This window comes from Chryseobacterium sp. C39-AII1 (assembly GCF_039672645.1).
In the GTDB taxonomy this organism is placed as follows: domain Bacteria; phylum Bacteroidota; class Bacteroidia; order Flavobacteriales; family Weeksellaceae; genus Chryseobacterium.
This window is the reverse complement of record NZ_JBDFPQ010000010.1, coordinates 82760-105854: the sequence shown is the minus strand read 5'-3', so window position 1 is coordinate 105854 and position 23095 is coordinate 82760. Positions and strand designations below refer to the sequence as shown.

The 23095-nt window shown below is 32.2% G+C and carries 20 protein-coding genes, 1 tRNA gene and 1 pseudogene; 11 read left to right on the top strand and 11 right to left on the bottom strand.

Features of this window, described 5'->3' with window-relative positions; translation table 11 throughout:
• Positions 1-51: 51 nt before the first annotated feature.
• Positions 52-819: an MBL fold metallo-hydrolase gene (locus ABEG63_RS15310; RefSeq protein WP_346585993.1), complete on the top strand. Its 768-nt coding sequence runs from the start codon at positions 52-54 to the stop codon at positions 817-819.
• 80 nt (positions 820-899) lie between these two features.
• A tRNA-Leu gene (locus ABEG63_RS15305) sits at positions 900-979 on the top strand.
• Here ABEG63_RS15305 and ABEG63_RS15300 read toward each other — a convergent pair.
• Positions 933-2507 (bottom strand): recombinase family protein, encoded by a 1575-nt coding sequence (locus tag ABEG63_RS15300; protein WP_346586065.1) that lies wholly within the window; start codon positions 2505-2507, stop codon positions 933-935. The genes ABEG63_RS15305 and ABEG63_RS15300 overlap by 47 nt on opposite strands.
• Before the next feature lie 10 nt (positions 2508-2517).
• Positions 2518-2688, bottom strand: coding sequence for a hypothetical protein (locus ABEG63_RS15295; protein ID WP_346585991.1), 171 nt, complete (start codon positions 2686-2688; stop codon positions 2518-2520).
• Positions 2689-3207: 519 nt separating this feature from the next.
• Here ABEG63_RS15295 and ABEG63_RS15290 point away from each other — a divergent pair.
• Positions 3208-3352, top strand: a pseudogene (locus ABEG63_RS15290) (YWFCY domain-containing protein); the annotation flags it as partial.
• 99 nt (positions 3353-3451) lie between these two features.
• Here the strand turns inward: ABEG63_RS15290 and ABEG63_RS15285 are convergent.
• From ABEG63_RS15285 to ABEG63_RS15275, 3 genes are all read right to left on the bottom strand, one after another.
• Complete coding sequence (locus ABEG63_RS15285) at positions 3452-3745, bottom strand: helix-turn-helix domain-containing protein (protein WP_346585989.1); 294 nt, start codon at positions 3743-3745, stop codon at positions 3452-3454.
• A gap of 162 nt (positions 3746-3907) precedes the next feature.
• Positions 3908-4756 (bottom strand): RteC domain-containing protein, encoded by an 849-nt coding sequence (locus ABEG63_RS15280; RefSeq protein WP_346585987.1) that lies wholly within the window; start codon positions 4754-4756, stop codon positions 3908-3910.
• A 39-nt stretch (positions 4757-4795) separates the two neighbouring features.
• A complete protein-coding gene (locus tag ABEG63_RS15275) occupies positions 4796-6466 on the bottom strand; it encodes an AraC family transcriptional regulator (protein ID WP_346585985.1) in 1671 nt (556 codons plus the stop codon).
• Between the two features lie 295 nt (positions 6467-6761).
• Here ABEG63_RS15275 and ABEG63_RS15270 point away from each other — a divergent pair, with 295 nt between their 5' ends.
• Genes ABEG63_RS15270 through ABEG63_RS15255 form a run of 4 tightly spaced genes read left to right on the top strand, consistent with a single transcriptional unit; the run spans position 6762 to position 8980 of the window.
• On the top strand, positions 6762-6989 hold the full coding sequence (locus tag ABEG63_RS15270; protein WP_346585983.1) for a hypothetical protein: 228 nt from the start codon (positions 6762-6764) through the stop codon (positions 6987-6989).
• Between the two features lie 7 nt (positions 6990-6996).
• Positions 6997-7164, top strand: a complete 168-nt coding sequence (locus ABEG63_RS15265; protein ID WP_346585981.1) for a hypothetical protein — start codon at positions 6997-6999, stop codon at positions 7162-7164.
• Between the two features lie 7 nt (positions 7165-7171).
• Positions 7172-8653 (top strand): MauE/DoxX family redox-associated membrane protein, encoded by a 1482-nt coding sequence (locus ABEG63_RS15260; RefSeq protein WP_346585979.1) that lies wholly within the window; start codon positions 7172-7174, stop codon positions 8651-8653.
• Between the two features lie 48 nt (positions 8654-8701).
• Positions 8702-8980, top strand: a complete 279-nt coding sequence (locus ABEG63_RS15255; RefSeq protein ID WP_346585977.1) for a DUF6520 family protein — start codon at positions 8702-8704, stop codon at positions 8978-8980.
• Positions 8981-9009: 29 nt separating this feature from the next.
• On the opposite strand, the gene ABEG63_RS15250 is transcribed toward ABEG63_RS15255, so the two are convergent.
• Genes ABEG63_RS15250 through ABEG63_RS15240 form a run of 3 tightly spaced genes read right to left on the bottom strand, consistent with a single transcriptional unit; the run spans position 9010 to position 15861 of the window.
• Positions 9010-11448, bottom strand: a complete 2439-nt coding sequence (locus ABEG63_RS15250) for a prolyl oligopeptidase family serine peptidase (RefSeq protein WP_346585976.1) — start codon at positions 11446-11448, stop codon at positions 9010-9012.
• Positions 11448-12836, bottom strand: a complete 1389-nt coding sequence (locus tag ABEG63_RS15245; protein WP_346585974.1) for a RagB/SusD family nutrient uptake outer membrane protein — start codon at positions 12834-12836, stop codon at positions 11448-11450. The genes ABEG63_RS15250 and ABEG63_RS15245 overlap by 1 nt, the downstream gene beginning before the upstream one ends.
• A 10-nt stretch (positions 12837-12846) precedes the next feature.
• The gene (locus ABEG63_RS15240; RefSeq protein WP_346585972.1) at positions 12847-15861 is read right to left on the bottom strand and encodes a SusC/RagA family TonB-linked outer membrane protein; all 3015 of its coding nucleotides are present in this window, start codon (positions 15859-15861) and stop codon (positions 12847-12849) included.
• Between the two features lie 639 nt (positions 15862-16500).
• Here ABEG63_RS15240 and ABEG63_RS15235 point away from each other — a divergent pair.
• Complete coding sequence (locus ABEG63_RS15235) at positions 16501-16809, top strand: helix-turn-helix transcriptional regulator (protein ID WP_346585971.1); 309 nt, start codon at positions 16501-16503, stop codon at positions 16807-16809.
• 20 nt (positions 16810-16829) lie between these two features.
• Here the strand turns inward: ABEG63_RS15235 and ABEG63_RS15230 are convergent, their stop codons facing one another.
• A complete protein-coding gene (locus tag ABEG63_RS15230; protein WP_346585969.1) occupies positions 16830-17000 on the bottom strand; it encodes a hypothetical protein in 171 nt (56 codons plus the stop codon).
• A gap of 114 nt (positions 17001-17114) precedes the next feature.
• On the opposite strand from ABEG63_RS15230, the gene ABEG63_RS15225 reads away from it, so the two are divergent.
• The 3 genes from ABEG63_RS15225 (at position 17115) to ABEG63_RS15215 (ending at position 20889) form a co-directional block, all read left to right on the top strand.
• Positions 17115-17408, top strand: coding sequence for a hypothetical protein (locus ABEG63_RS15225; RefSeq protein WP_346585967.1), 294 nt, complete (start codon positions 17115-17117; stop codon positions 17406-17408).
• Positions 17409-17578: 170 nt separating this feature from the next.
• Positions 17579-18490: a Hachiman antiphage defense system protein HamA gene (locus tag ABEG63_RS15220; protein ID WP_346585965.1), complete on the top strand. Its 912-nt coding sequence runs from the start codon at positions 17579-17581 to the stop codon at positions 18488-18490.
• Positions 18457-20889, top strand: coding sequence for a DEAD/DEAH box helicase (locus tag ABEG63_RS15215; protein WP_346585963.1), 2433 nt, complete (start codon positions 18457-18459; stop codon positions 20887-20889). Before ABEG63_RS15220 ends, ABEG63_RS15215 begins: the two co-directional genes overlap by 34 nt.
• Positions 20890-20985: 96 nt before the next feature.
• Here ABEG63_RS15215 and ABEG63_RS15210 read toward each other — a convergent pair whose 3' ends face one another.
• Together ABEG63_RS15210 and dcm are read right to left on the bottom strand one after the other, a co-directional pair.
• Entirely contained in the window at positions 20986-21798 is an 813-nt protein-coding gene (locus tag ABEG63_RS15210; RefSeq protein ID WP_346585961.1) for a TdeIII family type II restriction endonuclease, read from the bottom strand.
• Between the two features lie 36 nt (positions 21799-21834).
• On the bottom strand, positions 21835-23061 hold the full coding sequence (dcm, locus tag ABEG63_RS15205; protein ID WP_346585959.1) for a DNA (cytosine-5-)-methyltransferase: 1227 nt from the start codon (positions 23059-23061) through the stop codon (positions 21835-21837).
• Positions 23062-23095: the final 34 nt, after the last annotated feature.

Below are 23095 nucleotides of genomic sequence, written 5' to 3'. Positions count from 1 at the left end.
GACATTAAATTTTTCGTAAATTTACCAAAATTAAACCAACCTCAAAAGAAAATGAAGTTGAAATTTTTAGGAACTGGAACTTCGCAGGGTGTACCCGTTATTGGCTGCACTTGTGAGGTGTGTACTTCCGAAAATCCAAAAGATAAAAGATTCCGTTCGTCCGTAATTATAACTACGGACGAAAACAGAAAAATATTAATTGATTGCGGCCCTGATTTTAGGCAACAAATGCTTATTAATCAAGAAAGTAATGTAGATATCGCACTTCTTACTCATGAACATAACGACCACGTAATTGGTTTGGATGACATGCGCCCTTTAATCTTTAAAAGTGGAAAAAATATGCCCCTTTATTGTTCTCAAAGAGTCGGACAAGAGGTAAAAAATCGTTTTCCCTATGCTTTTGCAGATGTAAGATATCCCGGAGCGCCTGCTTTTGATTTGCATGAAATTGAAAATAAACCGTTCACAGTTTTAGATACCGAAATTACTCCGCTTGAAGTGATTCATTATAAAATTACGGCGTTCGGGTATAAATTTAAAAACTCGGCTTATATTACTGATGCAGGCTTTATTTCAGACACGGAAAAAGAAAAATTAAAAGATCTTGATGTTTTAATTTTAAACTGTATCCGAAAATTTGATCCGCATCCGGCACATTTTATCCTTCCTGATGTTATTAATTTGTTTGAAGAGCTAAAACCTAAAAAATTATTTTTAACACACATCAGTCATCATTTAGGATTGCATAATATTGAAGATAAACAACTTCCACCCGGAATACACCTTGCCTACGATGGTTTGGAAATAAATTTCTAGAAAAAAGTTTGCAAAAACATTTGGAGTATAAAGAAAAGTTCCTATATTTGCACACCAATTAGAAACAAGGTAACACACCAGCCCAGGTGGCGGAATTGGTAGACGCGCTGGTCTCAAACACCAGTTCTTAGGAGTACCGGTTCGATCCCGGTCCTGGGTACAAGACCGGAAAGATGTGATAATTCACTTTCTTTCCGGTTTTTTTTGGCTCCTAACTCATTGTTTATTTGAAAGATATAGGACAAGAAAACATTGACTCGAGCGGTTCGATAATGATTTTCTAAAAATTCTAATTTTTCAGGAAAAATCGAACCAATTATTTTACGTTTTATCTGAATATCCCCATCACTATAGACTTTAGCAAGATTTACGACATGGTTTAGAGCATTATCTAATAGCTTTGGAAAATCTATCTTCTTGTGATCTTTTCCTTTAGTCAATTTCCTTTCCAATTTTTCAATTTGGGCTTTACAATCGCTCTTAATTTCAAAGTACTCATCATCGTCAATTACATCTTCTAATAACTTGTTTCGAGCAAGCTTTAACCTATTGTTTAATTTATCAATTTCTGATAACACTGCTTTTCTTTCGTGCTGAGGATTATTTATTAACTTCTCAAAGTTTTGTTTCAAGACTTTTCTTAAACATTTCTTTATGGACTCTCTCATTTCCAAAGATTGGAGTACCTCCAAAAATTTGTTATTTACAATTTCTGATTTATAGCGATATCCGCAAGGGGTTTTACAGTGGTAATAATAATACTTCTGTCCTGAACGTCCTGTAGATGCACTTCCAGTAACAATACGACCACAGTCCGGACACGTAAGAAATCCTCTGAGGGGAAGGTTGTCATCAGACAAAACTTTAACATTGGGTCTGGGAATATTAATATTTCCATCCATAATATTTTGAACCTTTTCAAATAATTCTTCACTAATTAAAGGTTCGTGTATGCTCGGAACGAAATGCGCTTCTTCTTCATTATATTGCTCGACAAATATTTTCCCACAATATGCAGTGTTTCGCAAGCTGGCGAGAAAGGCACTTAGCTTAGCTGATTTGCCTTCTTTTTTATTCATCATATCCATAATTTGGCTAGCAGAAAATATACCTTTTGCCATTTCGTTAAACGCCCATTTCATGTTAGAAGCTTCAGGTTCTTTTAAAGCAACATATTTTCTACCATTCTCTGAAATTTTATTTACATATCCGAAAGGAGCCCTACCCATCAATCTACCTTCTTTTTTTGCTCGACGCATTCCGTAATAGGTATTTAGGGCACGCCTGTCATTCTCAACTTCAGGAGCCGCGAGATAAATAGCCAGCATCATTTTATTCTCAGGAATTGACAAATCCAACGGCTGTTCTATGGCCTGTGGTTCAACGTTAAGTTTTTTAAGGACATTTATCACTTGATAGGCATCACCAGCATTTCTACTGAAACGATCCCATTTTGTAAATAGTAACAAATTTGTCCTTGAACTTTTTTTCTTGAGTGTTTCAAGCAGCTTGACCCATTCTGGTCTATTGAAAGTTTTTGCTGAATAATCCTCATAGATTACATGACCGACAGCAATATTATTATGGTCGCAGTACCTTCTCAATCTCTCTTCCTGATCCCTCTGTGAATATCCCTTATCTGCTTGTTCATCAGTTGAAACTCGAATATATAAATCAGCTCTTTTCATTTTTGAAATTTTAAAAAAAATTATCTTCTAAAAAACATTTTACTGTAGCTTTTAAAAGCATTGATAGAAAAATACTTACTTGTTCTGCTTCCTCATAGGTTAAGTCAACTCCCTCCTCTTCTTTAAAGATTTTAACAATCTCCTCAATGTTAATAATATTAACGTCAATCTTATTTTTCATGCCTGATGTATTTAAAATAAATATATCAGGTACATCTTATTTTCTTTGAACAAAGACATTCTTACTGTAGTACTTGGCTTCGGAAGTGATTATCTAAAAGTAAGCTTTTAAAAATCTTAGACTCCTATCTGAATATTTTGCATAATAGTCAAATAAAATAATGCTTTTAAAAACAGTAATTTTCATTTAAATTTTAATAATAATTCTTAAGCAGATATAGTTTAGTCGCAAATTTAATTCTCAAATGGTATCAAGAAAAATATTATGAAGAAATTCAGTGTTCTTAGATTCAACTAAAATACAAATAATCAGATAAATACTAAACTTCTAACCTAATTAATTTTAAATTTCATGGTTTCTTCTCAAAAGTGCATTGAGATAATAGCAGAAATGTATAGCCATACAATGGCAATTATCAGAATCCCCAAGATTCAACATTACTTTCGACCATAATAATTAAAAAAAATAATTATGCAAGGAGAAGATGATTTTAGAGTTTTAGCTAAAATAATCTGATTTATGAGAGCAGTAAGTATTCTGCTGGTTTTAATGCAATTTTATCGGTTGTGCTACACGTTCTTTTTGGAGCACGGGTGGGTTTTAGAGATTATTGATAAAATCTTCGAATTTTCAGAAGACCACAGGATTATTCATTCATCCATTATAAGCTAAAATCTTTGAAGTAATTCTTTTGACATTAAGCTGCTGGGGATCTCAACGGTGCATTTTCCGAAAACTCAACAAATTATTAATAGCTGTCAGATTATTTTTTGTGAGAAGATTTAAAACTGTCTCTAATTAATTGATGAACATCAGAAAGCTTATAGTAAAGCTTGCCGCTGATGGTGTAATATGATAACCTTTCCTCTGAACGATACCGCTGGAGAGTCCTGGGACTGATTTTTAATAACTGTAGAACATCTTGGTTATCTAATAATTGTTCTCCATCAATACTCCGTAATGCATTTTGACTTTCTTTTACTTTTTCACTTAAGATATCGAATCTTGTCATAATTCTGTCCATCCATGAAAGAAATTCTGCTTTATCAATATTCATGATTTTTGTTTTATGGTTATCGCAAAGTTTTAAAAAAAATATAAGAATCTCTCGGTAGTTCTTCGCACTACCGAGAGATTATATGTAAAGGATAATAAATAGATAGATTGTCTTTCTAAAAAATTTACTCTTACTTAGTAAATGTCATTTTTTTAAGCTTTTTTAATCGTCCTCTAACAGCTTATTACTTAAATTTTCGTTTAAAAGTTGCAAAAATTTAGTTTTATTTGTTTTTCTATTCTTGATTTCATGTATCGTTTTGTAGAAATTTCCAAGGTCAATATTTAAGGTTTTCTCAGTATATCTTACAATTTCGGAAAACTCAATATTTCCACCGTTAAAAGCATGGGAACAGTATAAAGCATAGAGAAGTTCAACCAATGAAGACTTTGAAGAAGACCATAATAAAATGAGTTTTTCTTCTGATTCTTTAAAAGTATATCCATCAATATTCTTGATTGATTCCAACAGATATTTTTCAAGTAAATCGTTGGCTATGATCTTTGATACGATATGATCATGAGAAGTCGCAAACTTTTCATCGTAGTCATAAAGTCCTGTTTCAAGCTTTATTTTAAGATCGAACTGATTCCTCACAAAGTACTTATCGTCAAGAAAAGTTGCTTTACGACGATAATATTCGTAAAAATCAGTGTATTGATCGTAAAAAGTTTTGAGCGTCAGAAGTTCACATTCAAAATATTCTTTAAGTATGGCTTTTCCTGCATTTGGAATAGCAACTTCGATCGAAAGTAATTTAGAATAATAAATAAACTTAGAAATAAATTGAGGTTTAACTATTTTAAAGAAATAAACTTCTTCGGCAAGGGCTTCAAATTTGTACTCCGCTAATAAAATTTTAATTTCTCTAACAGGAATATCAATTTCCATTAACGCTCTTTCACACAAATCAACTTTCTCATTTTGAAACTTTGCCTCAATCAGATTCAATTTTTTTTCTAAAGAACTTAATTTTACTTTACATTCTTTAATAAATAAGTTTTTATCCATATTTTTTTATTAAAAAATACGAATTAAATAGGAAGTTGACTATTCACTACGATTCATTTGGATCCTCTCCACAAATTCAGCTGGATTAACACCTACAACTTCTATAAATATCTTAGAAAAATTAGACCTATTCGTAAATCCACATTCCTTTGCTATGGTCTCTATTGAATACTTTCTCCATTCGTTGTTTGATGTTAGCATTTGTTTAGCGTACTCCACTCTTAAAAGATTAATGTATGTATTGAAATTTGAACCTTTGTATTCATTAATAATACCAGATAAGTAAGTTGTATTTGTTTTTAATCTTTTAGCAAGTTGATTTTGTGTTAATCCTTTTTCTAAATAGAATTTATTTCCCTCCATGATTTCTAACTTATTCAAGATATCATTTACAACTTTATCTGTGAGCTTAGATAGTTTCTGCGGTAATTTATCTTTCTCATCAAGATATATTGGATCAATTGATGAAGTTTTTTTATTTTCAGTACTTGTTTTTTTTCGTTTGACTTGGTAATATTTAGCACCTGAAAATAAAATACATGTCGTTATTGTAGCTCCGGCTAAAATATAACCAAACAATGATGATGACTCTAATTTTTCTTTTGAACGAATTAAATCCTCTGTGTCATACTCCTTATAAATTTTTCCTGACAAATATTTGAAATCTGTAGATAGTATTTTATCAAAACTTAAAAGTTGCTTTGTGTAATAGAGTTCATCTTCGGCATTTCTTGTATCTCTACAATAGTCTATAAGTAATTCATAAGCTTCCCTGACTCTCGGTAAAACAAATCTGTGTTCTACAAATATGGAATCTATTTTCTTCAAATTGGTATATCCTTCTTCTACTTGATTATTTCTCAGAAAAATTTTTCCTTTTAAAAAGTAAATTAATGAAGTATTTGTAAAGTCCTGTTTTTTCTCTATTCCTATTAAAGCAATATTAAAATCGGACAATGCCATTTTATCATTTTTTTTAATAAAATTTAAGACTCCTCTTAGTTTATAAAAATTGCTTCTCTCTATATCAAAATTCAAGTCATTTGCAGATTCTCTCATCCCTTCTTCAATAAGTTCTGATGCATCATCTAATTTATTTTGATAGAATAAGCAGATAGCCATTTGATTGACGCTGTTTAAATAACCTTTTTTGGTATTGTATTTTAAATTGGGTAGGTGATCATTAAGTTTATAAACCTGATAATATGATCTACATTTTGAAAAAATTTGAAATGCTTCTTCATAATACCCTAAATAACTCTTCACCAATCCAATATGATATAAATTCTTATAATGTAAATATGAATTATTGGAATTTTTCAGATATCTCCATGCTCTAAGATACTCATCTAGGGCATTTTGATATTTTCTGTAAGTAAAATAATAAACACTTCCTTTTGTCAAATATGCATTTCCAATAACATCACGATTTTTTGATTGCTGAGCTGCCCATATTATACTGTCTGCATACAGAAGTTTATTATTTTCTGAAAAGCTTGTTGCATCTCGATAAGCCTGAGATAATTCTTTGAAATTATTTTCAGCTTTAGCTTGCTTCATATAGAAACCAACAAATTCCAATCCTCTCTCATCATTCTCTGCAAAATTATCATAAGCTGCTCTTAATTTCTCGAAATCAGTTGCCTTGAAAAAAACACAAAAAAACAGAAGAATGATTGACATTCTATTCAAGCCAAAAATAGTTTTCATAGTAAATTATTATTATCTGGTAATTATGATATAAAATTAAGCAAAATGAACAGAGCTTAAAGTAATTTCCAAAAGCAGGGAATTACACAACCTTATAAAAGAGATTTAATAACTGAATATCAGCACATTGCTATATAAAAATAGTCTGACCTGATTTATAAAAAAAGTATTTTCAGTTTATAAATCAGGTCTTTAAACTTTTTTTTTTGAAGGCTTAGCTCTCTAATTTCGCTTCAGAATTCTAACAGTAACATCTAACACCGGCCGGGATTAATCAACTTTTAAATCCCAAATCATGAACATTAAAACAATCTATATTCTAGCAAGTATTTTATTAGTCATTACTGCACAGTCATGCCGATCAGAAGAAATTTTAGATCACAATGAAATCCCAAAACTAGCAACAGAGGAAAATCATTATACAACTTCTTCGAAATCGGACAGCACCAGTCAAGAGAAAGAAATAGAGATTACAGAAAACGATCCTCCTAAAGATCGGGATAACTGGAAAGTATCTAATTAGTTTACTTATGGATACTAAAAAAGAAACAATTGCTGAGTCAGGCACAGAATGTCCTATTAGTGGCATGTGGAAAGTAATTGGTAAATACACTACAACCATGCCTATACTTCAAAAAAACAAGATGCCCAATTATGGCGGAATGAAAGTATCATGGATATTATTATATAAATGTTAACATTGATATGAAAAATATAAACAAACTAATAATCAATACGGCTGTATATTTTTTTATTTTGCTTTTTATATACGCTAGTGTAAGCAAAGTATTGGATTTTGAAAATTTTCAGATTCAAATTGCTCAATCACCCTTGCTTAGCACATATGCAGGAACGATATCATATCTAGTCATTATAGCAGAGCTGATTATTGTTGCAGCACTTATCTTTCAAAAAAGCAAATTAATTGGACTTTACTCTTCAATAGGTATTATGTCTGCTTTTACTGTTTATATTTATTTAATTCTTGAGTACAGTGAATTTGTACCTTGTTCCTGTGGAGGAATTCTTGAAAATATGAATTGGAGACAACATTTGTATTTTAATATAGTTTGTGTATTAGTCCTAATTATTACCGTTATTGTTGTTGAAACTAGTAGAAAAATAAAGCTATTACAATATACTTTTTTAATTTTCACAATCATTATTTTGAGTTCTTTCAGTGTATTTCTGTTATATATTAAATCAGAAAAGCAGCTAAGAATAGATAATAATTTTACTCGCAGATATATTCCTCATGCGATAGAAAATGAAGTTTCACTTGATCTTAATTATAACTCTTTTTACTTTGCCGGGCAGGATGATGGTAATATTTATTTAGGAAATACCACAGCTCCTTTAAATATTACCATTGTAAGAAAAGACCTTAAAGGTTTTTCAAAATTTAGAATTCCTTTAAAAACAAACATTCATCCTTTTAAAAGCCTGAAAGTAAATTGGAGATCTCCAAATTATTATATCTATGATGGGACTGTACCAATTATTTATAGAGGAAGCTTAGAGAAATCGGATTCGTTACGTATTGTAAGTTTTGATGAAATGTATTTTGATCAACTGTATGCAACTTCAGATAATTCTTTTTTATTTAGATCACAGAGTTCAAAATACAAAAGCTTTATCATTGGAGATTACAAAAATCATCAAATGAATCTTCATTATGATCTTCTTGGAACAGAAAATACAGGTTACATAGAAAATGACGGCTTACTTATTTCCGATTTAGACAACAAATCTTTTGTTTATGTATATTATTATAAAAATGAATTTGTTTCATTTAACAATACATTCGGGAAGCGTAACAAATTTAGATTAATCAGCTTCAAAAAGGAGCAAAGTATGGAAACTGTTAAGCTGTCTGATGGAACTACGAAAATCAAAAACCCTTTACAGCAATCCGTAAAGAATGCAGTCATTTCAGATAAGCTTTTGTTTATTAATTCAAATTCCAAAGCAATTCATGACGGAATTTTGCAATGGAACAAAGCAAGCATCATTGATATTTATAAGACGGATCAGCAGTATTATTCCGGAAGTTTTTTGGTACCGGATCGCCATGGTGAAAAACTGAAGGATATGTTTATTGATGGTAAGTACTTATACATTTTAATTGGAAATGAAATTGTCAAGTATCAATTTGCGCAACCGATACTTGAACAACTTCACAGGTAATGCCGAAAACCTGAATTAATTGTAGGCACATCTTAATACTTTATTATTATGAAAAATCTTAAAACCATTCTAGTTCCCGTAGCCATCTTGGTATTTGGTGTCGGAAGTGCTTTTGCTACTAATAAGGCAAAAACAGAAAAAAAAGCAAGCGAAACAGCCTATTACTTTGATGCATCAGCTCCGGATGAGAAATGTATCTTTGTAGGAGAAGTTGATTGCAATCCTACCAGCGGACCCGTTTGTACCGAGTTGATTGGTGGCTCACCCAAAGTTATGCAGCAGTTCTTAAGTGAAACTGAATGCGGAGTAACATTACACAGAAATTAAAAAAGAAGGATGCCTACAGGCATCCTTTTTTAATTCATCCATTCTGCTTTTTTTTCTCCTTTCAAATAATAACCGAACCATTGCAGAACCTTATCATGAAGATCTTTAGCAGTATTTTTAGAAATAATCGTATGCCCCTCATCTGGATAAACCAAGACCGTTGCATTTTTATTATTTCTTTTTAGTCCTATATAAAATTCCATGATTTGCCCCCACTCTATATTCAAATCCTTTTTTCCTGTCCACAAAAGCATTGGTTTTGATACATTTTCAACATAATATATTGGATTATTTTTGAAATATAGGTCTTTGTTCATTATAAACGGAGTATTCATTTCATATTGTCCATTTTCAAACTGCCAGTAAAAAGGGCTCACAAAATATTCATTTAATGAGAAATAAGATCTAACAATATCGCTATTACCAGCACCTGAAACATATGTTGCGAATCTATCTGAATGCGTCGCAATAAAATTGGTAATATATCCCCCATGCGAATGTCCAGTTAAGCCCATCTTATTGAAGTCAATCAATTCATTATATTCCAAAGCATCTATTGATTTATTAACACAATCCAATGCTGCAATTCCAGTTCCTTTTTTATCAAAAACAATATCCGGCATATAGACAAAATATCCTTTTTCAATAAGCTTCCTGATGCTGAACCCAACATCTACACTGTTTTCTAAAAAAAGAGGATATTCATTAATTTTATCGCTCTGAATTTGATAAACATGTACCACCATAGGATACTTCTTTCCTGCTTCAACATCTAAAGGATAATACAAAATACCTTTTAGCTCAACCCCTTCCCTATTTTTGTATTTAATAGTTTCCACTTTCATTTTCGATTGATCCTTATCGTTAGCATTGGATTGAAAAAGTACTTTTTTAGGAGATGCTCTGCTTAAATCAATAATCCGTTTGGGTTTATTGAAATTTTCTTCAGTAAATAAATAAGCATTTTTTGCCTTATCCGTCTTCTGATAAATCATTTTAGATGTGGTAAAATCAGCTATTTGATAATACTTGTCCGCATATTTTTCAAATATAGATTTTGTAAAACTCGCTTCGTCATTCACTTCGAATATATAGTTAAGTTCATTAAGAACTTTAGAATAAAATGAAAGCTCAAAAGGATAATTGGCAAAGTTTGATTTATTCTTAAAATCTAAAATTTTACAACTGCCTTTATTATTTGTGAACACTTGCTTAATCTTACTTAATTTGCTATTATATTTCCATATACCTGTGGGACCATCAAAGTAAACATTATTCTCATCTGTAAAATAAGCATTCTCGAAGTTCAAATTTCCTATATATTTATAACTCATTGTATTCACATCCAACAACTTCCATTTCTGTCCGTGCTTATAAATAAGATAGTTACCATCAGGAGAATAATTGACATTTGATCTTATTGTATCAATATAATCATATTGATTACTCGATGCATTATAACGATACACTATAGCAGGTACTTTTTTAGCTGTATAGTCTTGTAATTCAGAAAAACTAAAAGCTAAGAAATAAGTCTTATTGCCAATATCCACCACCCTGTTTAACTTGTCCGTTCCCATCACCTTGACGTTTTGTTCTACTGGTGACCAGAGAAACTTTGTTGTTTCGGACTTTTTAAATTTCTCAATAAGGTTATTGTCAGATGTTAACCAGATTTCCGGTGTTTCAGCTGATTTTTTATCTTTAACTTTTTCGGCATTAATCACAATTCTGCCGTCGGATCTCTGGTATGCTGTTGCCGAATTAAACTGTAGTGGCTGAACTTCTGAAAACTTATATTCCAATTGATGTTTCGTATTATAATATATAATATCATTCAACTTATTTTTCTGTTTTTTAAATATTAAAAATGAATTAACCTGTGCTCCCACAACGTTCGAAATCTGTTCTGACGAAGAATAGAGTTTATTTTTTTTCATTTCACTCCATTCTATGATTTGAAATTTATTGTTCTCCTTAATCTGCAGATAAATACGGTTGTTTACGTAAAAAACATTTATAACATTATTGATACGACCGATTATTTCTTCTCTACTTAAATCGTAAATCTGTACGTTGTCTGAGGTTTTTAGAACAAGTACATTTTCATGTTCTATTGTACCTATGCTTTCGCAAGCGGGTAAAATCTTGTTCTTGCCATTGTGATAATCAAAAATTTCTGTTTGATTCTGATATTTTAAAATGAGCTTATCCCTGCTCCATTGATGATCTAAAACCTTTATTCTATAATATTTTTTGTCTGGATTTAATCGATTCATTATGAAAAGGCTGTCACTGTTGCTATCATACACTTTAAAAAACGCTATCCATTTCCCTTCTTTCGATGTACTTTTTAAATAAATATCATAGGCTTTATTTTGTTCGGTGTAGGGAATGGAATCTTTTTCCTTTTGTGTATATGCCCATTGATATATACACATTAAAAGGAATAACATTAACTTTTCCATCAGTACCCAGGATTTTGCGGATTAAGATTAGGATTAATGACCATTTCTTTTTCAGGAATTGGAAATGCACTATGGAAACTTTTCCAGTTTGGTTTAGATAAAGCAAGAATATCTATTTTTTTTAAACGCTTAAGATCAAAAAAACGATGTCCCATTTCAGCAAAAAACTCATGTCTGGACTCATCTAAAACTTTGTCAATCATTTCCTGTTTTGAAAGACCTATAGGTAAAGGATTCAATCCTGCTCTTTGTCTAATTTTATCCACTATTATTTTAGCTTCCTGTATTTTATTCTGATTCGCTAAACTCTCAGCATACAATAAATACACTTCTTCAATTCTAAATATTACTGAATTTTCAGTGGTATTGGAATTTGCGGGATTTCTATACTTCATGGGACGGAAATAGGTTTTTTGATTGATTACGATTGGAAGCATCCAAGCTGTTTTTCGTAGATCACCTAGTTCAAAGGAATTCACTAAAGCATCCGATAATGAAAAAGATGTTGGTAAGCTTGTCGTAAAATTATAGAGAAGATATTCTTTGGTAGCATCTGTTGAATTTGCAGGTTTTAGCTGCCATAAAATATGTTTTCCTGTTTTGGTAAAAACTTTACTCAAATCTGTCTCCCAGACATATAAAGGAGACTGCGTAATTTGAAAAAGCAGATTTTCTGCTTGATTCCATTTTTCCTGACTTAAAAATACCTTTGCTAATAGAAGTTCTGCCACCTTTCGATTGACATAGATTCTTTCCTGATTCGCATATTGATCGTTCAAACCATTTAATACTGTTTGGAGATCACTTTCAAGATTTGACATGAGTTGTACTTTGCTTATTTTTTTTAGCTGGCTATTGTATAGGTAATCCGTAGTATCCGTATAAGGCACTTCATCAAAAATTTGAGCTAGATTATAATACAGCAGAGAGCGTATGACAGTTGCCTCACCTATTAAACGGTCTTTATTTACTTGAGAAATTGAAGAGGATTCTTTAACCCCTTTGATAATTGAATTTGCGTAATAGATGTGTTTATAAGCTTTCGACCACAAATTATAAACAATCGTGTTGCTTGGAATTTGTACGTTGTTATATACATCGACTAACCCATTTTGAATATAAGGGGCGTAGCAGGTAAGATCGTCTGTATATGTTCCAAGAATAGCTGCAGAACCAGTAACATCCCCTGAAATCATTGAAGAGCTCCATAATTCGGCATATAAACCTGCTAAAGCTGCATTTGCAGATGATATATCTGAAAATACCTCAGAAGTTCCTATCTGATTTATGGGTAGGTCTGTGTCAATAAATTTTTCACATGAAAACAAGCAAATCATCCCAACACCCACTGACAGACACTTAAATATATTTATAATAGTATTTTTCATTTTGTAAGATTTAAAAGTTAATTTGAGTTCCAATTGACCATGTTCTTAAGGGTGGTAAAAAACCTGTTGTCACAAATTCCGGATCTAGTCCAAAATATTTTGTCCACGTTAAAACATTCTGCCCTTGAACATACAGAATAACCTCTGTGGTAGCAGCATTATTTAAAGGGATTCTATAATTAAGCTGAACGTTCTTCAGTCTAATAAATGATGCATCACCTACTGCTGCGGTACTTCGCATGAAATTGGCATGAGCGGCATTCTTTCCCGCATTAACACCGGTGGAATAAGGCATATAGTATCCCATTGGATTTGTTTCAGACCAAACATTCGAAACTACCTGAGCTTGATTATTCATCGTTCCTGCAACAGGCATATAACTATGATAATTATAATTTCTTTGTTTTGTAAATTGAAATAAAAACGATAAATCCCAATTCTTGTATCTCAACCTGTTTGACCATCCGCCATAAAACTTAACCGCTAAATCTTCAATACTTTTATTATCGTCAGGAGATAATATTTTACCGTCTCCATTGACATCGGCAAATGAATAAAGCCCTGTATTGGGATTGATTCCCGAAAAATTGTAGAGTTTAACAATTGATGTACTAGAGCCTATGACATATTGATTGGCATAGGTAGAGCCTTCAAGCCCCGGAAATTCCAATAAGCGGTTTCGAGGTATAGTCAGATTGAAATCTGATTGCCATGAAAACGTTTTTGTCTTCACTGGGGAAGTTCTGAATTCAAACTCCCAACCTGTGTTTTCAACAGTTGCGGCCAAATTGGCCTGAACCGAGGTAAATCCTGTTGTTGCAGGCATAGGCAATCCTACTAGCTGGTTATCTGATCTGTTTCTAAACCAAGAGATGTTAAGCCCTATTATATCTTTAAAAAATGAGGTTTCAAGCGCAAATTCAAGTTTCTTTGTTTTTTCCCAGCTAAAATTTCCATTGAACAATCTGGTGGGAACAAGTCCTACTACTCCATTATAAATGCTTGACGACGCAACAGAATATGTATCCCGATATTGAGCCTCTCCAATATTATCACTGCCTGCTATTCCGTAGCTTCCCCTTATTTTACCAAAGCTCAGCCATTTTTTACTATTCAAAAAATTTTCTTTTGAAAAGAGCCATGCTGCTCCGACAGCTCCAAAATTTGCAAATCTGTTGTTCGGTCCAAAGCGGCTGGAGCCGTCTCTTCTTGCTGTAAAATTAATAATATACTTATTATCAAACTGATAATTTACCCTTCCAAAAACAGCAACATATTTGTAGTCTGTAGAAATAATATCAGAAAATATCTTTGTTTTTGCTGCATTGATATTCATCATAAGTGCATTACTTTCGAATCCGGAACCTTGAATAGAAGATTGTTTAGATTCCGATGAATTGATTGTAGTTCCAACTAATACATTTAATTTGTGTCTTCCCCATTTATAATCTGCTGTCAATTGAGGTTCTACATTATATGAAAATGAAGAAAAACTACTTATAAAAGTACTTGATCCGTTGGCACTTGTAAAATTTAAGGCAGGATTATATCTTGTATGAGGCCTTAAATTAAATTCCTCAAAATTCTGATAATTAAACCCAGAATTAATACTGAAACTTATATTGGGAAAAATCTGATAAGAAATATTCAGGCTGTTATTGATCTGTTTTGTATCATTCTGATACGTAACAACCGAGGAAGCCATCGGATTGGTAAAAGTATTATTTTGCCAGTTTAATGAACCATCTGCATTATATAATGTTGGAGCATTAGGACTTAAAAAGATGCTTGTAGTTGTTAAATCTTCATTAATCACATTATTAAATTGCTGTGAAAAATTGTTTGACAGCGCAATATTTAATTTTTTATCCTTTGACCTATGAGTGAACCCCATTGATAAGGTATTATTTTTATATTGATAGTCGGCAGGGTAGACCGTTGTTTGCTCATTATGTGTGACATTAACACGATATGTCCAGCCGTCTGAGCCTCCTGATAAACCTACACTCGTATTAGAGGTTGTGGCAGTTTTACCAATAAGTGTTTTTTGCCAATCAGTGTAACGGTTTTCATCCCAAGCTCCATTTACATCATATGCCGTTGCTGGATATGCAGAAATATTATCATTTGTAAATGCTGATTTACGCATGGCAATATATTCTGAAGTATTCATCATTTTCAGATGAGATGCGACATTACTGAAAGCCAGACTTGAATTGATGCTAATGGTAGACTTATTTTTATTTCCTTTTTTTGTAGTAATTAAAATGACTCCATTAGCTCCTCTGCTCCCATAAATTGCCGTTGCATCTGCATCCTTTAAAATTTCAAGACTTTCAATATCATTGGGATTTAGGCTATTTAATGGATTAATATTTCTGAAAGGAAGTATTTGTGACGAAAAGGTAGAAGTCACTGACGTAGACATTGGAACACCATCCAGAACATATAGCGGTTGATTTCCATCTACAGCACTATTGGATAATGTTCTTAAACTGTTTCTCCCTCTGATCTGCACATCATAGCCTCCGCCTGCAATACCCGAATTTTGGGTAATACTTACTCCTGCCATTCTTCCTTGTGCTGCAGATAGCACATTATTGACCGGTTGATTTCCAAGGTCTTTCGCGGTTACTTTGGCAATACTTCCTGTACTCTCCTTTTCCTTTACCTTATAATATCCTGCATTAATAGTAACTTCTTCAATCTCCTTTTCCTGCCCTCCTAACGTAATATTCATTACCTTTCGATCTCCCAACACCACCTTACGATCAGGATAATCCGGATGCCTGAACACAAGAACTGCTTCGGCTCCTACAATTTGAATTTGGTAGTACCCTTTGTCATTTGTAATTGCGACGGACTCACTACCTTGTTGAAATACCGATACCCCCTGTAACGGCTTATTATTCTCTGTGACAGTACCTGAAATGGTACGCATCTGCCCTATTGCTACGCTGGAAGCGAGCAATGTGAAGCCCAAAGCCATTTGAAGATGACTCAGGCTGCAAAAGTTTTTTTTCATACTTTTGAATACGTTTAATTAAATTAAGCTCACGGCTCTTTCCTGCACAGTCTAATGCCAATAAACTATCATGCGGAAAGGGCTTTCTTTTTTCTATGGTTACTCTACACTTTCTGTTTCTTGTATGTTTTTTTAGGTTCCTGATCGTAAATTTATGCCTGGGAGGAAGCATTCTAGTAATAAAAACACTCCCTACCCAAAGCATATCATAAAAATTAATATGAATGAAATTTGTGTTCTCTGAAAGCTGCAAAGCCTCAATGGGCTGTACACCCCATTGTAACATGTCGTAGATACTCTATGTGGATAAGCAGCTTAGAAATAGTAATAATGTAGAAAAGCAGAACAGCATTGGAAAATAAAACGGCATGGGTACTCTACATTATCCGATTCGAGGTACTGGTATACCTATCCCAAGATAAGAGAGACCCACGCCTAGGTCGTGAGCCGCTTACTTATCATCTCAGGGATTTAAAAATTACCAGTTTTCGAACCGAGACTCTAAGCAATAGCTTCTAATATTTCGTTGAAGTATCGCAAAGTTACATTATCTGTAACCTATTTTACAAATATAATAAAAAAATAATAAACGACATATATATCTTCATGAAAAGAATTTAAAAGATCAAAATTTACTTCATGTATAAATGGCAGATAGAGGATTTAAAGTTTCAAATTGGTAAATTAATTCAAGTCCATAGATTAAGGAGAGAATTATCCCAATTCCAATTAGGATTGGAATTAAATATTTCTAAAGATCACGTAGGTAGGATTGAAAGAGGATTGACCAATCCAACAATTGAAAATATTGTGAAGCTCAGCAACTTTTTAGACATTGATATATTATTTCTTTTCACAAAATTGGACTCAAAAGAACTGCAAAAAATAGAATTAGAAATTGATGGTTTACAAAAAGAATTTAAAAATAAAAATAAGAGAAAATCCTAACTAAATGTTGGGATTTTCTCTTATTTACCAATTTCTTCATAATAACGTTCAGAACATTTTTTTAGAACTTCTTCTGTTTCTTTAAATTCTTTTTTGGCTTTGATATAGTCTTTATTCGTTTGATATAGACCAATTGATAAAACAACAATTGCAATAGTTGAAAAAATGCTGTAGATTTTTAGTAATTTCATAGATGTGATTTTATTTAAATGTAAAAAATTACAATTCATCTAATTTATAATAATTTTGTATTCGAACAACAAACTAATAATAATTACAATGGAAACAAAAAACAACATCGGCGAATGGACAGCTATTACAAAAATGAAGGTAAAACTCCTCAAATTAATGTAAATGGTACGTTCCCTACTGATGGACAAAAACCAGGATATCATTTAATAAAAAATGATCCGCAGGGTATAAACCCTACTGAATTATTACTCACATTAGAATTCGGAAATTTAGTAACAGAAGAAGGTACAGAATTTTTCAATGTTCACTATAATGAAGCAATTAGTTCAACTGATACATATAAAACTGTATTAGTAGTAGACAAGAATGTTCGTACCATTGCAAATATTAATGTGACTCATTCTTAATTAACGTAATTTCATAAGACTCTTGACGGAATTACAATGATAATTAAAATTTAGTGATTACAAATAATCCCGACAACAGTTGGGATTATCATTTTTTTACTGAAAACCGTAATCAGCTGATTATATGGTTTTGTATATTTGAAATAAGAAACTAATACAATGCAAACTAAATGAGACAAAGTTTAATTGATTTAATTACCAATAGTATTATACTGGAATATAACTTACCTAATCAAACATTAAGCTATCAGAAATCTTGTATTACTCACAACGATTTAAATGACGACTGCTATAAAATTGATGATTTAGAAAAATTATCTAAAATTATTTATGAGAGTATTTTATACTATTCATATGACCAGTATGAATTAGATGGTGGATTTCATCAAGGTATGTTTGAAAATGCTTTCGGTCAAAAATTTAAATTTAATCATAAAGCTAAAGAAACATATAAACTTAGCCTTGGTTTTTATGGAGAAGCCCTCCTGTACTCAATGTTGAAAATTTTTTATAAGAATAATACTTTAATCAGTAGAGGTTATTTTTACGATATTCAAAAGAAGACAGAAGTTACAGGATATGATTGTTTCCACCTTATACAAAAAGATGATGAATTAGAATTGTGGTTTGGAGAAACCAAATTTTGGCAAAATGGTAAAGCAGCAGTGAATGATGTATTCAAAAACATTTCTAAAGCAATCAGTGATGACTATTTGGTTAATACCAATTTTGCTACAATTAGACAATTCAGAGGGAATATAGAAGATAAGACAACTAAGATTTATAAGCTTTTAGAAGATTGGAATAAAAGATTGATAAGCAATATGGTTGAAGAATTAAAAAAAAATAACATTAAATTAGTTTATCCAATTCTAATAACCTATGACCAGCATAAAGATGGCTACAATGATTCAATCAACGAAATAATTACGCACATTAATACGAAATATAACACCACAAGCTTCCCAAACATCGGAATCGATTATTCAATTTTTTTCATTTTACTTCCAATATCTGATGTAAAGCAATGTAAAAAACAAATTATAGAATGGATAGACAACAAAGAACCCTTGATGTTGTAATTGCTTTAAATCAATTTCAAAATCAGGAATTACCAAGACATAAATTCCTAGAAAAAGTTTGTGAATATTTTGACTTCATTAAAAGTTACGAGTTAGACGATGCAGATTACCGTTTTTTAATTCACCTATCTTCAAAGGCTGGGGTACCTCATTACTACGATATTTTACATAAGTTCAATGAAGACAAAATACTTTTAAAAAATGAAGAAAATGTGAAATTAGACGTTATTTCAGCTGTGATTTTTGAATCGACTTTATATACAAACGAAAATTCAAAACTACATCTCTACCAAAAAGAAGTTTTAGACTTTTTTACAACTGGAAAAATAAATCGTTATTTCTTATCTGCTTCCACTTCATTTGGAAAAACCCATTTAGTGTATGAAATAATCAATAAAATGAATTACAAAAACGTAATTCTAATATTTCCGAGCATTGCATTATTATCAGAAAATCTATCAAGAATAAAAGAGGGAAAGATAAAATTATTAAATGATTTCAAAATCCATACTCTAAGTGATTCGGAAATAAATCCCGAAGAAAATAATATATTAATTTTTACACCAGAAAGGTATTTGTCATATCTAGACAAAAATAAAGAACTTAACGTAGATTTTATTTTTGTTGATGAAGTTTATAAAATTGATAACAGCTATATTATTGACAATGAAAGCAAAGAAAACGAAAGAGATATTGCGTATAGAATGTCGTTATTTTTTGGTTTAACAATCAATACAAATGTTGATTTATTTATTGCAGGCCCATACATTGATGTATTTGAGAAAACCGATGACAAATACAATCCGTCATTTGATTTATTTTTAGAAGACTTTAAGATTGAAAAAGTACTTCTTAATGAATATGAAATTGTAAAAGTAAATAAATACTCTGCTGATATTAAAATACAAACCAATTTTGATTCTCTTGATGTCAATTTGAAAGGAAAAGGAACAAAAAAAGCCAAGATTCAAGAATTATTTGACCGTATTCTTTTACAAAACGAAAACGCAATAATTTATTGTAACACCAAATCAAATGCAGAGAAAATAGCCCGAGATTATGAAAGAATTGAAATTTCAACTGAAACCTTTTCTGATTTCTTAAATCATCTAACAACAACTTTTGACGAAAGATGGATTGTTATTAAAGCTTTAAAAAAAGGGATTGGTGTTCACCACGGTGTTGTTCCGAAATACATTCAGAAAGAAATCATTGATTTATTTAATCAAGCTGAAAACAACTTGAATATTTTATCCGCTACAACTACAATAACAGAAGGCGTTAATACGACTGCAAAAAATATGATTGTTTACAAAAGCAGTAAAGGGGGTGGTGAACATATCAAACCGTTACTGAAATTTGATGCAAAAAATATCGCAGGAAGAGCCGGTCGATTTATGGAGCATTATGTTGGTAGAGTTATTACTCTTGACAATGAATTTTTAGAAGTAATTGAACAAGAAGGAAAACCAATAGAACATAAAAATTATGATATTGAGACTTCGAAAAACGAAGTAGAATTTGAAATGACTAAAGCAGAGTATTTAGACGATAGAACAAAAAAACAAATTGAAGAATTAAAAAAACTTCAAGAACAATTTGGAATTCCAGATTACATAATCAATCAATTTAAAGTTATAAGTAAAAGACAAAAAATAAATATTTATAAAGATATTTCCCAATTAACATCTACACAAATATCACTTATAAAAAAACTGATTAGTAGTTTAAACTCTACTACAATGAGTTTAGATAAAGATGGCTTTCAAATTGTTTTAAATATTATTTTACCTCAAGTCGAGAGTGAAGCTTTAAAGCATTTAATAACTAGTCTATATACTGATAAGTTTAATCAAAAAACATATTCAATTCTATATATAGCGTTACATAAATACATTTCAGATGGATTTAAAGGTAATTATGACTATTTCTTACAAAGAACTATCTCTAAAAAGAAAGTCGAGTTAGAAAATAAACTAAAAAAGGAATCTAAAAAGACAGGTAAAAAATTGAAAGGAAATAATATTACTCTTAATAATGATGAAATTTCAATGTGTGTAGATTCTGCAATGAGAGAGACAGCAGAGTTAATTTATAATACATTCAAATATCAACTGGTTAAATATTTAGGAGTGTTCAACCTAATGTATAAGTACTATATTTCAAAAATTGAAAACAAATCATTAGAGGAGACTTCAGGTATTGACATACTTTTAATTAAACTTGAATACAATGCATTTTCGGAGGAAGCAAAAATTGCTAGTGATTATGGAGTTCCTAATAAAATAGTTGCTTTCTATGATGCAAAAACGCCTGAGCAAGCAAAAAGTATAAGTAATAGTTTTGATAATTATGAAAAGAAAATTTTTGAAAAAATAAGAAATATAATAGAAGAATAATTTTCAATTATATAATATCCTTTAATAAAAAATGTTGCAGATTTTATATAAAGCCTTTGCAACATTTTCTATCCTCAATATCCTATAGTAAATAGTTTATTGGCTATTTCCATAAAATATTTCTTGTATTACATCTTCCAAGTCTCCTGTTTCCGAAATACTGTTAAAAGCTTGATAAATTATCGAGTAAGTATTCTCAATACCAGAAATAAAATCCCAGAAATCATCCTGCACCCAGCCTTCATTATAAGGTTCTAAAGGCCAACCCTTCCCTATTGTCTTTGACCAAAAATCGATTTCGCCATAAGGGTTGTAGGGAAAAACGATCCTTGAAAATGCATTTCCACTCGGGTACTTAGAATAAAAGTAAGAATACCAATTCAGAACCTGAACAAAGCATCGTGCATAACTGCCTACATTTGCTTGAACCGTTTTTGTATCAAAGAAATAATCTATACCGCCTTTCTTCAGCCAAATATCCACGCCGAAGCCTTTAGGTGCCGGAATAAAGTCGTTGATTGGGTTAATAAGGAAATTCTGACACGATTCCTTGATCCTATCATGGCAGTACTGGGCATTATAAGTCACGTTCTTATTGTTCCGGCCCTCAATCAGCATTTGCACTGTATTCTGAAGTATTGCAGGCATATTGGCCGGAGCTTGAAGGTTTGAATTGATGACTTCAAACCCATTGGATCTAGCAATTGCTTTGGCTAAAGGCTCCCACAACGTAGTCCCTAAAGACGTTTCCATTCCTCCCACAACAGAACGTATCTTGCGCTCCGTTGGTATTATTAAATCAAGTATCTGGAAGTTAGGAACCACGTTGCGCCTGTTCCTAATATATTTTGATATCGAACTTACAACTGTTTCACGAACAATTGTATATACTTCTTCCCTTGTTGGCATGCTTATCAGGTAATTTTTGGCTATAAATATAGCAAATTATCCTTTGTAAAGCGAATTAAGGAATTTTATAATGGAATAGCCCACTTCAGTCCCTAGGTTTACAGGCACTGCATTTCCTATCTGCTTGTATTGCTGGGCTAGCGAACCTGCAAACTCCCAGTCGTCTGGGAATGTCTGGATCCTTGCATATTCCCTTACCGTAAATGGCCGGGTCTCATCCGGATGGCAACGCTCCGTCTGCTTCTGTGCAGGGCTGCAAGTCAGGGTAAGGCTCGGCTCGTCCCATCCGATTCTTCTGGCAATCCCAGTTTTTCCGCCGCCCAAATAAAAGCTGCCTCCCATGTATTCTTTTTGCAAGTCTAGAGGCAAATCGCGCCAATAGCCTTTTGGCGGGATAAGATCCAGTATTTCTGCTTTCCTTTTTGGATATTTTGCACCTCCTGACAGGGGGACGTCCGAATCGTAAAGCTCCCCTTTCTTCAAAGCATCCTTCAAGTTATAAACCTTATTATATGGAGAAGGGTATTGATAATCAAGGCTAATATCCTTACGTATGCCAACCAAAATCAGCCTTTCCCTCTTTTGAGGCACCTTGAAGTTAATGGCTTTCAAGACCTCCACAGGTACAACTTTATAACCGATTTCGTCCAATACAGATATCATCCCCTGCAAGGTTTTGCCATTGTCATGGTTAAGGAGACCTCGTACATTTTCGCCAATACAGATAGGCGGGTTTACTTCCTTCACTACCCTCGCGAACTCGTAGAACAATGTTCCCCTAGCATCCGCAAGCCCAAGCTTCTTGCCTGCATAGCTGAATGCCTGACAAGGAAATCCCCCAGTAACCACATCTACCTTGTCTTTATATTCAGTGAAATCAAAATCCTTGATATCGCCTTCCATAACCCTCCAGTTCGGGCGGTTATTACGCAATGTCTGGCATGCGAACTTGTCGATTTCGTTTAAAGCTACGCATTTAAGCCCTGCCTTCTCTAAGCCAACAGCTAAGCCCCCTGCACCTGCAAATAGCTCAAGTACTTTATAGTCATTTTCAGCTTCCACATAGTTTCCTTCGTTGAAGGGCTCATGCATAAATCCTTTAAATATTTTCTCCACATCTGCCCTCTTGTACATCCTGTAATTGCTGATTGGTTCCCTGACTGCTACAAGCTTCCCATCACGATCCCAACGCCTAAGCGTCTCCTTGTTCTTACCCAGCAATTCTGCTGTTTCTGCCAAAGACAAATACTCATTAATAACCATAATACACAACATTAAACAATGGTTACAAATATAA

Excerpts from the sequence above, each read along its gene's own strand:
- ABEG63_RS15310 (WP_346585993.1), top strand. The coding sequence starts at position 52 with ATGAAGTTGAAATTTTTAGGAACTGGAACTTCGCAGGGTGTACCCGTT.
- ABEG63_RS15300 (WP_346586065.1), bottom strand. The coding sequence starts at position 2,507 with ATGAAAAGAGCTGATTTATATATTCGAGTTTCAACTGATGAACAAGCA.
- ABEG63_RS15295 (WP_346585991.1), bottom strand. The coding sequence starts at position 2,688 with ATGAAAAATAAGATTGACGTTAATATTATTAACATTGAGGAGATTGTT.
- ABEG63_RS15285 (WP_346585989.1), bottom strand. The coding sequence starts at position 3,745 with ATGAATATTGATAAAGCAGAATTTCTTTCATGGATGGACAGAATTATG.
- ABEG63_RS15280 (WP_346585987.1), bottom strand. The coding sequence starts at position 4,756 with ATGGATAAAAACTTATTTATTAAAGAATGTAAAGTAAAATTAAGTTCT.
- ABEG63_RS15275 (WP_346585985.1), bottom strand. The coding sequence starts at position 6,466 with ATGAAAACTATTTTTGGCTTGAATAGAATGTCAATCATTCTTCTGTTT.
- ABEG63_RS15270 (WP_346585983.1), top strand. The coding sequence starts at position 6,762 with ATGAACATTAAAACAATCTATATTCTAGCAAGTATTTTATTAGTCATT.
- ABEG63_RS15265 (WP_346585981.1), top strand. The coding sequence starts at position 6,997 with ATGGATACTAAAAAAGAAACAATTGCTGAGTCAGGCACAGAATGTCCT.
- ABEG63_RS15260 (WP_346585979.1), top strand. The coding sequence starts at position 7,172 with ATGAAAAATATAAACAAACTAATAATCAATACGGCTGTATATTTTTTT.
- ABEG63_RS15255 (WP_346585977.1), top strand. The coding sequence starts at position 8,702 with ATGAAAAATCTTAAAACCATTCTAGTTCCCGTAGCCATCTTGGTATTT.
- ABEG63_RS15250 (WP_346585976.1), bottom strand. The coding sequence starts at position 11,448 with ATGGAAAAGTTAATGTTATTCCTTTTAATGTGTATATATCAATGGGCA.
- ABEG63_RS15245 (WP_346585974.1), bottom strand. The coding sequence starts at position 12,836 with ATGAAAAATACTATTATAAATATATTTAAGTGTCTGTCAGTGGGTGTT.
- ABEG63_RS15240 (WP_346585972.1), bottom strand. The coding sequence starts at position 15,861 with ATGAAAAAAAACTTTTGCAGCCTGAGTCATCTTCAAATGGCTTTGGGC.
- ABEG63_RS15235 (WP_346585971.1), top strand. The coding sequence starts at position 16,501 with ATGTATAAATGGCAGATAGAGGATTTAAAGTTTCAAATTGGTAAATTA.
- ABEG63_RS15230 (WP_346585969.1), bottom strand. The coding sequence starts at position 17,000 with ATGAAATTACTAAAAATCTACAGCATTTTTTCAACTATTGCAATTGTT.
- ABEG63_RS15225 (WP_346585967.1), top strand. The coding sequence starts at position 17,115 with ATGGACAGCTATTACAAAAATGAAGGTAAAACTCCTCAAATTAATGTA.
- ABEG63_RS15220 (WP_346585965.1), top strand. The coding sequence starts at position 17,579 with ATGAGACAAAGTTTAATTGATTTAATTACCAATAGTATTATACTGGAA.
- ABEG63_RS15215 (WP_346585963.1), top strand. The coding sequence starts at position 18,457 with ATGGATAGACAACAAAGAACCCTTGATGTTGTAATTGCTTTAAATCAA.
- ABEG63_RS15210 (WP_346585961.1), bottom strand. The coding sequence starts at position 21,798 with ATGCCAACAAGGGAAGAAGTATATACAATTGTTCGTGAAACAGTTGTA.
- dcm (WP_346585959.1), bottom strand. The coding sequence starts at position 23,061 with ATGGTTATTAATGAGTATTTGTCTTTGGCAGAAACAGCAGAATTGCTG.